A 13,286-nucleotide genomic window follows, 5' to 3' on the forward strand; every position below is an offset into this window, starting at 1 on the left:
GAAAAAATACCGATATGCTATTTAGTAAACGTTTAAATAAAAGTAGTGTTAGGGACTTCGAATAAAACACGTGAAAAATGGTAAAAGTGTTCTAAGGGAGTTTTACATAAGGAGGAGCAATTGGTGAAGAATGTGCGCAAAAAGAAGAGCCCGAGGAAAAAAAGTATAAGAGTCGTTATTATCCCTACGTTGATTGCTATGATCACGATACCCATTATTATTCTATTAGTCATCAATTATTACAGCACACAAAATTTATTGTCTCAACGTGTTGAGCAAAGTGAAAAAAATCTAGCAACACAATTTACTACACAATTAGATTGGATCGGTCAAGAATTAGAAAATACCATTAATTCTTTAGCAGAAAAACCTGAATTTCAAGAGGTTGCTGAGGATGAAGAAGCTCAAGCTTTCGTTCAAGAAGAATTACAATTTGTTTTAAACAACAGTATGTACATAGGAAATGCTTATTATGCTCCTGAAAATCAAGGAGTACTTGGAACAGTTGAAAATTTGGCTTCTGACTTTAATGCCAGTGCAACAACTTGGTACCAAAGAGCGGTTGACCGCAATGGTGCGCTGATTTGGAGTGAACCTTACCGTGATGCAACTACAGGAGTTATGGCAATGACCATCTCTAGAGCTATCATTGTAGATGATGTTTTTTATGGTGTTTTAGCAATTGATTTGAACTTAGAAAGAATGAACACGTATTTGACATCAGTAAAAAATGGGAGTACCGGACACTTTTTTGTGCTTTCTGAATCTGGGGATTATTTGATGTCAAATGATCCTAAGAAAATTGGGACAAACATTGGTGAAAGCGACTTGTTTAAAGAAGCAACCGAACAAACAGGCTATGTTTACGCTGATAGCAGCAATCAAGAGATTGGCAGTTATTACGCTAAAGTCAGTCGTCTAGGCATGACTGTTTATGGAGTAGTTGGCGAAGATGAGATGGCTAATGAAGTCGCTGCTACCAATAGAGCCGCGCTTATTGGTTTAGTGATTGGAATCATCATTGCGATTTTAAGTGCCTTACTTGCATCTAGATACGTTATGACGATTGCAGCAACATTAACTAAAGCCTTCCACAGAGTGGAAGACGGTGATTTAACTACTGAAATTACTGGAAATGATTTACACATTTTGCCAGATAAAAAATACTTTAAAGCAATTAGAAAACAAAAAGAGATCAATGAAAACAGCGATGAAATTGGTCGAATTGCATTTGCATTTAATCAAATGATGGTTCAGTTTAGACAAATGGTTGGAGGCATCCAACAAAAGAGCAATCATTTGATGGATATGACCCAAACACTGAATGATATTTCTAAACAAACGACTTCAGCAACAGAAGAAGTATCCGAAACCATCACTGGAATTGCTCAAGCCACAAGCATCCAAACCAAAGACACGGAAGATACAGTAGGGAAAATGGAAGAATTATCCAAAACTGTGGGTGAAATTGATCAAAATATTCAAAAAATGGGACAACATACAGATGATACAACGATTGCCAATGGGAAAAACAATCAAATGATGTCTGAAGTTCATGACAACTGGGAAACAACGGTTGATACCATGGCTAAGTTAGCCAAGAGCATTCATGGTGTAAACGAAGATATTCAAAACATTGAAAAGATCGTTAAAGTGATTGATGGAATATCTGAGCAAACCAACTTATTGGCGCTAAATGCTTCAATTGAAGCTGCTCGTGCAGGTGAAAGCGGTAGAGGATTTGCGGTAGTTGCAAATGAAATCAGAAAGCTTGCTGAAAAAAGTGATGCATCGACAAAAAATATCGCAACTATTATCAAAGATATTCAAGAAAAATCAAATGAAATGGTCAGCAAAGTCGAACAATCACATGCAGAAAGTGAAGTACAAACAAAAACAATCGATGAAGCAATTGATTCATCAAATAAAGTAACCGATCAAATGGATAAATTGGTTGAAAGTATATTAAATGTTGCTAGTTTAGGTTTCGTTATTTCAGCTAAAAAGGATGAAACATTGGTTGCCATTGAAAATATTGCGGCCTCAGCTGAAGAAAATTCTGCAGGGACGCAAGAAGTATCCGCAAATGCAGAAGAAATTTTAGCAACGATGGAAGAATTCTCATCAAGTATCGCGAAGTTAGAAACAATTGCAAATGAACTAAAAGAAGAAACGAACCAATTTAAATTACAGTAATGTGGGACGTAACAAATAGTTCAGTTGGCGTGCATCCTTATAAAGAGTGTGCGTCAATCAATTAAGAGGAAATCTAGAGGAGTAGAGAATAATGGAAAAGTTTGTTATTTTTAGTAGTGGTGGTCAAAGCTTTGCCATTCCAATTGAAGTAACCGAAAAAATCATACATGTTGAAGGACTAATTAGAATTCCAGATACATCTAAATATGTGTTAGGTGCGATAGATTATGATGAAACGGTTTTGCCAATCATTGATTTAAGAGAACGATTCTTTCAAAATAAAACAGAATTAACAGCTGACACTAAAGTGATTGTTGTGAATTGGCAAGAGAAAAAAATTGGATTGGTGGTAGATAAAGTAACCACTATTCGTTCTTTTGAAAGTGCAGATCGTGAAATTTCAGAAAATGTTGATCAAGAAGCTGCAAGTTATGTCATGGCTTTTATTCGAACAGATGATGGCATTATCATACAGCTAGACGTAGACAGTATTTTTAATGAACAAGGGGGAAAAGAACTGGTATCCTTAATGAATAGATAAAAATGGTTAGAATTAGAGGAATGGTGAAAAATGTATGGCAGATGAATTAAGGGTTGGGATCTCAGATTATAAAGTAACAGAGCAGCCTAAATCCTTGATAACAGTAGGGTTAGGTTCATGTGTCGGGATTGCTTTATACGATCCTAAAACAAAAATCGGCGGATTAAGCCATATTATGCTTCCAGACAGCACTGCTTTTAGAGAGGCCACTAAAATTGAGAAATTCGCTGATTTAGCTATTCCCCATATGGTATCAGAAATAAATAAACGAACAAATAACAATCCGCTAGTCGCTAAGATAGCTGGCGGAGCAAGCATGTTTGAATTTTCTAAAGATCTTCCACATGGCAGTATTGGAGATCGAAATATTCTTGCTGTTGAGGAAGTATTGAAACAACTAGGGATTCCTTTATTAGCCAATCATACTGGTGGAAAGATGGGCAGAACAATGATTGTAGATTTGTCCACTTTTACCGTAACGATTCGAATGGTGAATAGAGAAATAATTGTATTGTAAAAAGGGATAGGGGAGAAACAAAGAGTGAATGTAAAAGTATTGGTTGTAGATGATTCTCCTTTTATGAGAAAGGTTATCACCGAAACAATAGCAAGTATTGAAGGACTTGAAGTTATTGGTACGGCAAGAAACGGCCGAGATGCACTAAAGGCAATTCCGCAGCTTCAACCAGATGTCATTACGTTAGACATTGAAATGCCGGGATTAAACGGGTTAGAAACCCTTGAAATTATTAAAAAAGAACATTCTACACCCGTTATTATGATGAGTTCATTTAGTGGAGAAGATAACACGATTGCCGCATTGGATCTAGGAGCTATGGATTTTATAGAAAAGCCTCATGATATAAGAAACCAATCGGATGCATTTAAAAATGAAGTAGCGGATAAGATAAAACCCTTATTTGAACAAAAGAAAACAGAAACACCAGTAGAAAAGTCGTTATTACAAAAAAGTGAATTAGAAAATAGAGTGCCTAAAAAAATTAAAGCCATTGTGATTGGCGCATCTACCGGCGGTCCTAAAGCACTGTTTTCAATTATTCGATCGTTACCGGAAAATTTAACTTTTCCAATTTTTATCGTTCAACACATGCCTAAAGGATTTACCACATCCTTTTCCAAACGGTTGGATAAGGAATCAACTGCAATAGTGGTAGAAGCCGAAGATGGAATGGCCATAAAAGGTGGTATTGTGTATGTAGCTCCGGGTGGATACCACATGGTAATTGAAAAGAACTGCATTAAACTAAATGAAGCCGATAAAATACATGGTGTAAGGCCAGCTGTCGATTATTTGTTCGAAACCGCTGCTGAGGCTTACGGTAGCGAGTTAGCTAGTTTTATCTTAACGGGAATGGGCCAAGATGGCGCCCGTGGACTGGATAAAATCAAAAAAGCTGGGGGATTTACTGTAGCGCAAAATCGCGAAACATCTATTGTGTATGGCATGCCAGGTAATGCAGTACAAAAAGGCGTGATTGATGAAATTGCAAGTTTAAAAGACATATCAGAATTGATTAATTGGATGATAAGGATGAGAAGCTAATGTTGAATTTCGAATTTTTCTATGCATGGACAAAAGAACATTTGAATATTAATCTAGATGGATACAAAGAAAAACAGCTTCAAAGACGTATTGGAACGATTATGAAAAATACTGGTGCTGTGACGTTAGAAGAATATGCTGTGAAGATCCAAGCAGATCCAATCATTAAAAAGAATTTTTTGAACTACATTACAATTAATGTAACGGATTTTTTCCGTAATAGAGAAGTATTTGATGAATTTGAAGAGTTAATGGTATCGTATCTTGAACCTCGTTTTGGTGCGTTAAAGATTTGGAGTGCAGCGTGTTCTACCGGAGCAGAAGCTTATTCACTAGCAATGATCATGGATAAGCATCGTATCGCTCAAGCAGAAAAAATAACAGCAACCGATATTGATGAGACAATATTAGCAAAAGCTAAAAAAGGGATTTTCTCAAGTACAGAAATAAAAAATGTAGACGATGAAAATCGTCAGCAGTACTTTACAGAAGAAGAGAGTGTATTTTATTTAGCAGATCAAATCAAAAATAAAGTTGCATTCAAAAAACACGATTTAATCGGCGATCGCTTTGGAAAAGAGTATCATGTCATTGTTTGCCGAAATGTGACCATTTACTTTAAAAACGAAGTCAAAGAAGAGTTGTACCAAAAATTTAGTGATGCACTTGTACCGGGTGGTTTATTTTTCACAGGGGCAACAGAAACCATTTACAATCCAGAAAAATATGGCTTTGTTAAACGTGCATCTTTCATTTATGAAAAAGTATAACCAACAAAGTGCACGAACCAATGAAAGGGAGGGATACTATGGACGAAAACAGTAAATACCTCGATTTATTTTTTGAAGAAACAGATGAACATTTACAAAGTTTGAATGAACAAGTACTCGAGTTAGAGAATAATCCGGAAGATTCCAGCATTGTGGACGTAATGTTTAGATCAGCTCATACGATCAAAGGAATGGCAGCAACCATGGGTTACGATACAATGGCTAAACTGACACACAAAATGGAGAACGTATTTGATTTGTTGAAGCAAAAAATCATTGCGGCTGATACGATATCCATCGCTTTGATCTTTGACTGTCTAGATACATTATCTGATTTAGTGGAAGATTTGAGAGAAGGAAATGATGCAGAGCGAGATATTTCCAATCTTGCTAAACGTCTAGACCAAGTATCTTCAGGAGAAAGTGCCATAGAAGAGGCTTCAGAACTAGAACAAGAAACCGGATCATCACTTAATTTGGCTTTGGAAAAGGTTGAAGATTCAGATCTAATGATTATTGAAGCAGCCAAGGAAGACGGCTATAACGCGTATGTGTTAGCTATTCAAATCGATGAAGACAGTTCAATGAAAAATGCTCGTGTATACCTCGTTATGAGTAAACTGGAACAGCATGGAGATGTTTTGTACTCTGAACCAGGTACGGAAGTACTTGAGAATGATGATTTTGGAAACATCTTTAAACTGATTTACGTCAGTCAATTGGATGAAGAAACTGTTCATAATCTAGCACTAGATAATAGTGAAATTGAAGAAGTCTTGATTCAAACAATTCAACAAGCAGACGATTTAATGGTAAAAGCGGCAGAAACAGTTCATGTTACAGAAACTCCCATTGAAAATCAAAAAGTAGAATCTGTAGTTGAACCTCAAGCAACCACTAAAGCACCAACTAAAGGAAAAGCACAAAATCATGCGATGAATCAATCCATTCGAGTAGACATTGGGAAATTAGATTCCTTTATGAATTTAGTTTCTGAATTGGTTATTTACCGCACAAGATTAGAAGATTTAAGCGACCAATTGCAAGTGTCTGAAATGAATGAGCCACTGGATCATGTGGCTAGAATCAGTTCAGAATTGCAAGAGTTGGTTCTGAAAATCAGAATGCAGCCTGTTAGCACAGTGATGACGCGCTTCCCACGAATGATCCGTGACTTAGGGAATGATTTAGGGAAAGAATTTAACTTAGTTATCGAAGGTGAAGATACTGAATTGGATCGTACGGTTGTTTCTGAGTTGAGCGAACCGTTAGTGCATCTTTTGCGGAATTCAGCTGACCATGGAGTAGAAATGCCAGAAGACCGTGTGAAGTTAGGTAAAGATCCAAAAGGAACCATTAAGATTACGGCTTATCAAGAAGGCAATCGAGTAGTACTGACATTGAGTGATGATGGAAAAGGTGTTAATCCAACGATCATTAAAGAAAGTGCGGAGCGTAAAGGCATTTCAACAGAAGGTATGAGTGACAAAGAGATTCAGCAATTGATTTTCCATCCAGGTTTTTCTACTGCAAAAGAAGTCACGAGTATTTCTGGTCGTGGCGTAGGAATGGACGCCGTTAAACAGAAAATTACTGAATTAGGTGGAACAGTTGAATTAGAAAGTGTGGTCAATCAAGGGACAACATTTAAAATTAATTTGCCATTAACCTTGTCTATCATTCAATCCTTGTTGGTGACAGTTGGCCAAGATACATTTGCGATTCCTTTAGGGATCATCAAAACAATTGTTAAAGTAACTGAAGAAGACATTGTTCATGTGCATAATCGAGAAGTTTATAAATATGAAGGACTTGCGGTTCCGGTTATTCGTCTCAACAAAGCATTAAGTATGGAAACAAATGAAGAATCAAATCTGCATTTGGTCTTAGTGAAACATGGAGAAAGTTATAAAGCCTTGGCAGTAGATGATTTAGTTAGACAACAAGAAATCGTCATCAAAAAGCTAGGACAAGAACTAAAAATGTTGAAGAATTACTTAGGAGCGACTATTCTAGGGGATGGTAGTATCATCTTAATTTTAGATGTATCGGCTATTTGCAACGAAAGAATTGGTGAGTATAGTGAAGTCTAACTACTCAGCAATGGAACTAGATGTACTAAAAGAAGTAATCAATATTGGTGGCGGTCATGCAGCCACGAGTTTGTCTCAATTGATTGAAAAGCCAGTCCAAATGACTGTCCCGGTCATTGAAATGATGGAATATGCAGATGTTTATGAGCAGATCATGCCAGAAGAAGCTGTGATAAAAGCGATTATGATAAAAATGATCGGCGATGCAGAAGGTGTTTTTCTCTTTACGGTCGAACACCAAAATTCAGGAACGATCGTTGAGATGATGTTGCCAGAAAATACCCCCTATTCAGAAGATATGGCAGATTCTGCCTTGCAAGAATTAGGAAATATACTCGTGAATTCATTTTTGAATGCAGTAATGAAACTAATGGACGCAAACTTGGTTACGTCTGTGCCAATCATTATTGAGGATATGTTTGGAGCAATTATGAGCAGTGTGTATTTAGAACAAAGCCAGTATGATGATTCTATTATGATCATTAAGAATGAATTTTATTATTTAGGAGATCGATTAGAATCTTCATTGTATTTCGTCCCAAAACCAGGGATAATAGAAAAGATGTTAACAGCACTAACAGTTTGAGAGGAGAAAAACAAATGACAAAAAATGTAATGATCGTAGACGATGCAGCTTTTATGAGGATGAAACTGAAAGATATTTTAGAAAAGAATGGCTATAACGTAGTAGCAGAAGCACAAAATGGGGTTGAAGCCGTTGAAAAATACAAAGCTGAAAAACCAAACCTAGTAACAATGGATATTACGATGCCTGAAATGGACGGGGTAGATGCTTTAAAAGCAATCAAGGCTTTTGATCCAGCTGCTCGTGTGGTTATGTGTAGTGCAATGGGTCAACAAGGAATGGTTATGGATGCTATACGTTCTGGAGCAGTCGATTTTATCGTGAAACCATTCGATAGTGATCGTGTTATTAAAGCTTTAGACAAAGCAAGTTTGTAAAGGTGACAAAAATATGCAGATGATTATTTTTACTCTAAACGAAAATTATTACGCCTTTTCATCTGAAAACGTTGAAGAGATAACAAATAAAATGCCTTGGACCCCAGTCCCTCAATCTCCATCTTGGGTTCAAGGGCTCGTTAATTTGCGAGGAAATGTCATAACACTGATAAATTTTTATAAATTACTTTCTCCCACTGATGAAACAAAAGAATTATGGTACAATAATATCATCATTGTGAAAAATGATGAGGAAAAAATAGCATTTATGGTGGATGATGTCGCTTGGGTTTTGGATATTGAGCCATCCGCTATTCAACAGTTGGACGATAAAACTGATGAATTAGTGTCTAGTGTGATTCAAGTAAAAGACCAAATAGTGAGTGTTATCAACATGGAGAAACTATTTTTATAAAAATGAGGGATAATTAGTGAAGCAAGTTTTATCACAGCAAGAAATTGACTCGTTATTGCAAGCAGTAGAAAGTGGCGAAATTGACGCTAAAGGCTTAGATGAAAAGGAACAAGAGAATAAAGTTAAAAGTTATGATTTTAGACGTCCAGTTCGTCTTTCAAAAGAATACATAAGTACTTTGAATATGGTCTTCGAAGAATTTGCTAAAATAGCTGGAAATATCTTGTCTACTCAAGTTCGAACAAGTGTGGGTGTTCAGTTAGCTTCTATTGAACAAGTAAGTTTTGATGAATTTGTCCATTCTGTACCTCGGTTTACGCTAATGGGATTGTTTCGTTCTGTTCCTTTAGAAGGAACGCAAATCATTGAAATCAGTCCGCAACTTTGTTTGCAACTGGTTGATTTATTGTGTGGAAGTACCGAAATCCGAGATAACATAGATGAACTGTCAAAAGAAAGTTTTACGGATATTGAAATGGCTATCTTAGAGGAGATACTAAGCAATTTCATCCATTCTTTTGAATTGGCTTGGCGCGATGTTGTAGAGATCAAAGGAACCTTGGATTCAACGGAAACCAATCCACAGATCATGCAGACGATGTCACCAAATGAACCAGTAGTGTTGGTTACATTCACAGTTGAGTTGTACGGGGTTAAAACGTTTATTAATTTATGTGTTCCTTATATCTTTTTTGAAGGTATATTAGAAAAATTAAGCTTACGCAACTGGTTCCATTCTGAAAAAGAAACTGACCATACAGATAGTGGGAAAATTGAAAAAAGTCTGCATTCTGCACCAGTAAACATGGAAGTACTTTTAGGAGAAACAGTCATGACGTTGGAGAACTTTCTACAATTAGAATTGGGAGACATCATTCCTTTGGATGGTAAAACATCAGATCCGCTCATCCTGTCTGTGGAAAAACTTCCACGATATTTTGTTAAACCCGGATTAAAAGGAAAAAACATGGCGGTCGAAGTATTACAGTATATTGGAGGAGAGACAGACGAATGAGCAGTGAAAAATTAACGCAAGAAGAAATTGATGCAATGCTGAATGGTAATGCAAGCGCCCCTGAGCCAACAACAAACGACACCCTTGATCAAACACAAACGGATATTATCGGAGAAATTGGGAACATTTCTATGTCTCAAGCCGCTACAACCTTGTCTTCTATCTTAAGCCGCCGAGTAGCAATCACGACTCCAGTTGTTTCTTGTCTGAAATTCCAAGAAATTATTGACGCAAGTGTTACGCCAAAAGTCGTAACCACAATTGATTTTAAAAAAGGATTGACCGGTAGCAACTTGTTGATGATGAATGAAAAAGACGCGATTATTATTGCTGACTTAATGATGGACGGGAATGGCGATGCTGAGGGGAAAGAATTTACTGAACTTGAATTGAGTGCTGTAGGAGAAGCCATGAATCAGATGATGGGCTCTGCTGCAACAGCAATGGCCACGATGTTGGAACGAATTGTTGATATTTTACCTCCTGAAGTGGAAGTATGGAAAAATCAAGAGCAAGCAAATTACGATAGAATCAGTGGAGATACAACGGTTTGTAAGATTGCTTTTCAAATGACGGTAGATGACTTGATTGAAAGTGAGATCATGCAGATCTTTACGCTTGAAACGGTCAGAAATATCGCAAACATTGTATTAGCAGATGAAGGAGAAGTAATTCAAGACCGTGAATTGCCTCAGCCAGAAACACCAGTTGCTCCAACTGAACCAGCAGCTAACCAGGCACCGCAAAATACAGAAGATAAGATTGGCATTCAAAAACCTGAGTTCCAAGAATTGACGCATGCTGGAAGTTTAAAAAATCCGCGCAATTTAGATCTAATCATGGATGTGCCTTTGCAATTCAGTGTTATGTTAGGTGAAAGCAAAAAAACAATCAAAGATATTCTGTCACTAGGAACAGGTTCAGTTGTTGAATTAAATAAAATGACGGATGAGCCTTTAGAAATATATGTAAATGGAAAATTGATTGCTGAAGGTGAAGTTGTTGTGATCAACGAAAGTTTCGGAATTCGTATCACCAATATTTTAAGCAAAGAACAACGGATTCAACATTTGAACTAATTATGTACGAAAATGGGAAAAGCCAGAATGAAATGTTCTGGCTTTTTTGTTTTATCTTGAATATTGGAAAAGTAACCGCTAATATAGAAGAGTCTAGTTTATAAACAGATGTACATAAGAAAAAAGTTTCAGAAATAGTATTGGGGCTTCAAAAGAAATTTCTTCTGAAATGAACGGGTTTGCTTGTATAGAGCCATTTGACCCCCTGAAGACTTGGGCTTCAGGCTTTCAAGCCTCAAACAAAATGTAATCGCTGAAGCGCTGACGCTTTGTAATGTGCATTGAATCCTTTACACGGCTACAAGCAACCCTATTCCGCCAGAAATTTCAAGTAAGGGATTCTATTAAGCTACCAACCTTAAAATAATAGATCGCAAATATTAAATTGAAGATGTTTTTTAAATTCTAAGACTTAAGTATCTTAAAAAGCTGCCGATAGTAAACATGTAAGGCAAAATTGCCGATAGATAACAATTAACTTAATTCAAAAACTAAGTCAACTAATCAAAAACTTGAGAACATGCACTAGAAAGGAGCACTACCAATGAAAATAGGAAATAATGGCTACAACCAATACATTAATAATGTCCGTCAAAATCAAGAAAACACACATAGCAAAGGTTTATCTAAAACGAATGCAACTGTTAATGAAGATTCCGTAACAGTTGACATTTCGGATGCAGCTAAACAATTGGCGAAGGCTAAATCAACAGATACTGCAGCAATGTCATCAAATGTAGAAGCAATTAAAAAGGCTGTATTAAATGGTACCTATGACGTATCACCTGAAAAAATTGCGAATGGCATGATGCAAGCAATGAACAACCAAAGGGAGTTTACTGAGTAATGACTAAAGAAACGACTGCACTTGAGACACTACTGAAATTTAAAAATGTGCTTATAGATGAAAAAGAAGCATTAATTAAAAATGATAGTGCAAAAGTAAAAGCTCTTGTGGAACAAAAACAACTATTCTTAGACAGTCTGCCAACATTAATAACAGAAGGTTTAACAAAAGCAGACCTTGTTGAAGTGGTAGAAGACATTAAAAATTTGCAAGAAACAAATTTAACCCTAGCAAAACAAGCTTTGCAGTACCAAGAAACGATGATGGAAGCGATCACTAAAGGGGTTAAAACAGGTGGATCTACTTACTCCAAACAGGGAGACTATAGCACCACACAACAAGCTAATCTTATTGACCAATCCCTATAATGAGGTGAAAGAATGTCAGGTTTATTCGGAACATTAAACAATGCAACCAAAGGCTTGAATGTGCAGCAATCGGCTTTGCAAACAACCAGCCACAATATCTCTAATGCGAATACAGTAGGTTACTCTAGACAAAAAGTTACTATGGTAGCTGACAATCCCTATACTCTTGGAGGAATTGGCCAACTGGGTACAGGTGTCAGAATTTCTTCTATTGACCGTATCGTCGATCCATATGTGAATAAGCAATTAAGAAATGAAAACTCTTCTTTAGAAATGTATAGTAAAAAGTCTGAAGTTTTAGGTCAATTGGAAGGAATCTTTAACGAACCTTCTACAACTGGGTTAAACAATAACTTAAGCAAAGTTTTTTCATCTTGGACTTATTTAGGTTCTAACCCAGAACTTGCGACTGCTAAAACGATGGTGGCCCAAAACTCAGAAACGTTTACGGATACTTTGCACCACATGTCGAGTCAAATCGATAGCCTACATGAAGGTACAGTTCAAGACATTGAAAAAAATGTCTTAGATTTCAACGCAAAAGTAGAGCAATTGGATTCATTAAACAAACAAATTTTTAATATGACTTCTCAAGGTCAAGCTCCTAACGATTTATTGGACCAACAAGATAAAATCTTGAGCGAATTAACAGGAATTGCTGGTGTCGAAGCCAAGTACGATAAATTTAACCGTGTGAGCGTTAGTGTTGCTGGGCAACCTGTTTTAACTGAAGATTCTATCTCTAAAATGAGTGTTGCGCCAGACCCAGCTGGACAGTTGGCAGTTAACGATAAAAATATTGAAATCAAATCTGGTAACATCAAAGGATCTCAAGAAGCTTTAAATGAAATTGATACTAAAAAACAAGAATTAAATGAATTAGCTTATACTTTTGCAACAGCAGTAAATAAGGTACATAGCGATGGTGGTGAAGGTATACCTTTCTTTGATTTAGGAGAAGGTGAGAATTACGCTTCATCGATTCAAGTGAATAAAGAAATATTAGCTGATAATTCTAAAATCAATGCAGGAAAAAATATTGAAAATGTTGTAAGTGGAGACGGTACACGTGCTCAAGCGATTGCTGCATTGCAAAATACAAAATTAGAATATCCTGTTAATCCAACGGAAATCGAATACGATCCATCCACTATGACAATTAAAAATCAAGAGGGTGGATCAACAGTTTCCGGTGCTTACAACGATAGTGTTACGCAAATGGGAATTGTGAAACAACAATCGGATAATATGGTGGACAGTCAAGAGAGTTTAGTCAGTCTTCTAGAAGCCCGCAGAGATTCAGTTTCAGGTGTTTCAATCAATGAAGAAGTAACCAATACAATCGCTTATCAAAGTGCTTTTGAAGCTAATTCTCGCATTATTTCAGTGGTTTCAGAAATGCTCGATACGCTAATCAACCGAACGGGGGTATAGG

14 protein-coding genes are annotated in these 13,286 nt (G+C 36.6%); all 14 read left to right on the forward strand.

The window, feature by feature from the left end; all coding sequences use genetic code 11:
- The first annotated feature begins 123 nt into the window (after positions 1 to 123).
- The 14 genes from ABS916_RS05265 to flgK all read left to right on the forward strand — a co-directional run bounded on the left by ABS916_RS05265 (position 124) and on the right by flgK (position 13,285).
- On the forward strand, positions 124 to 2,196 hold the full coding sequence (locus tag ABS916_RS05265; RefSeq protein WP_350450887.1) for a methyl-accepting chemotaxis protein: 2,073 nt from the start codon (positions 124 to 126) through the stop codon (positions 2,194 to 2,196).
- A 91-nt stretch (positions 2,197 to 2,287) separates the two neighbouring features.
- Positions 2,288 to 2,737, forward strand: coding sequence for a chemotaxis protein CheW (locus ABS916_RS05270; protein ID WP_350450888.1), 450 nt, complete (start codon positions 2,288 to 2,290; stop codon positions 2,735 to 2,737).
- A gap of 34 nt (positions 2,738 to 2,771) precedes the next feature.
- On the forward strand, positions 2,772 to 3,254 hold the full coding sequence (locus tag ABS916_RS05275) for a chemotaxis protein CheD (protein ID WP_350450889.1): 483 nt from the start codon (positions 2,772 to 2,774) through the stop codon (positions 3,252 to 3,254).
- Between the two features lie 24 nt (positions 3,255 to 3,278).
- Positions 3,279 to 4,301 carry a protein-glutamate methylesterase/protein-glutamine glutaminase gene (locus ABS916_RS05280; RefSeq protein ID WP_350450890.1) on the forward strand — a complete coding sequence of 341 codons (1,023 nt, stop codon included), beginning with the start codon at positions 3,279 to 3,281 and terminating at the stop codon, positions 4,299 to 4,301.
- Positions 4,301 to 5,071 carry a CheR family methyltransferase gene (locus ABS916_RS05285; RefSeq protein ID WP_350450891.1) on the forward strand — a complete coding sequence of 257 codons (771 nt, stop codon included), beginning with the start codon at positions 4,301 to 4,303 and terminating at the stop codon, positions 5,069 to 5,071. Before ABS916_RS05280 ends, ABS916_RS05285 begins: the two co-directional genes overlap by 1 nt.
- A 38-nt stretch (positions 5,072 to 5,109) precedes the next feature.
- On the forward strand, positions 5,110 to 7,164 hold the full coding sequence (locus ABS916_RS05290; RefSeq protein ID WP_350450892.1) for a chemotaxis protein CheW: 2,055 nt from the start codon (positions 5,110 to 5,112) through the stop codon (positions 7,162 to 7,164).
- On the forward strand, positions 7,115 to 7,750 hold the full coding sequence (locus ABS916_RS05295; protein WP_350450893.1) for a chemotaxis protein CheC: 636 nt from the start codon (positions 7,115 to 7,117) through the stop codon (positions 7,748 to 7,750). Before ABS916_RS05290 ends, ABS916_RS05295 begins: the two co-directional genes overlap by 50 nt.
- Before the next feature lie 14 nt (positions 7,751 to 7,764).
- The gene (locus ABS916_RS05300; protein WP_350450894.1) at positions 7,765 to 8,127 is read left to right on the forward strand and encodes a response regulator; all 363 of its coding nucleotides are present in this window, start codon (positions 7,765 to 7,767) and stop codon (positions 8,125 to 8,127) included.
- Between the two features lie 13 nt (positions 8,128 to 8,140).
- The gene (locus tag ABS916_RS05305; RefSeq protein WP_350450895.1) at positions 8,141 to 8,542 is read left to right on the forward strand and encodes a chemotaxis protein CheW; all 402 of its coding nucleotides are present in this window, start codon (positions 8,141 to 8,143) and stop codon (positions 8,540 to 8,542) included.
- A gap of 16 nt (positions 8,543 to 8,558) precedes the next feature.
- Entirely contained in the window at positions 8,559 to 9,557 is a 999-nt protein-coding gene (gene fliM, locus ABS916_RS05310) for a flagellar motor switch protein FliM (protein ID WP_350450896.1), read from the forward strand.
- Positions 9,554 to 10,636: a flagellar motor switch phosphatase FliY gene (gene fliY, locus ABS916_RS05315; RefSeq protein ID WP_350450897.1), complete on the forward strand. Its 1,083-nt coding sequence runs from the start codon at positions 9,554 to 9,556 to the stop codon at positions 10,634 to 10,636. Before fliM ends, fliY begins: the two co-directional genes overlap by 4 nt.
- Positions 10,637 to 11,180: 544 nt before the next feature.
- A complete protein-coding gene (flgM, locus tag ABS916_RS05320; protein WP_350450898.1) occupies positions 11,181 to 11,483 on the forward strand; it encodes a flagellar biosynthesis anti-sigma factor FlgM in 303 nt (100 codons plus the stop codon).
- Positions 11,483 to 11,851, forward strand: a complete 369-nt coding sequence (locus ABS916_RS05325; RefSeq protein WP_350450899.1) for a flagellar motor switch protein — start codon at positions 11,483 to 11,485, stop codon at positions 11,849 to 11,851. Before flgM ends, ABS916_RS05325 begins: the two co-directional genes overlap by 1 nt.
- A gap of 12 nt (positions 11,852 to 11,863) precedes the next feature.
- On the forward strand, positions 11,864 to 13,285 hold the full coding sequence (gene flgK / locus ABS916_RS05330) for a flagellar hook-associated protein FlgK (RefSeq protein WP_350450900.1): 1,422 nt from the start codon (positions 11,864 to 11,866) through the stop codon (positions 13,283 to 13,285).
- The last annotated feature ends 1 nt before the right edge of the window (position 13,286 follow it).

It is taken from the genome of Carnobacterium sp., from assembly GCF_040274945.1.
Classification (GTDB): Bacteria; Bacillota; Bacilli; order Lactobacillales; family Carnobacteriaceae; genus Carnobacterium_B.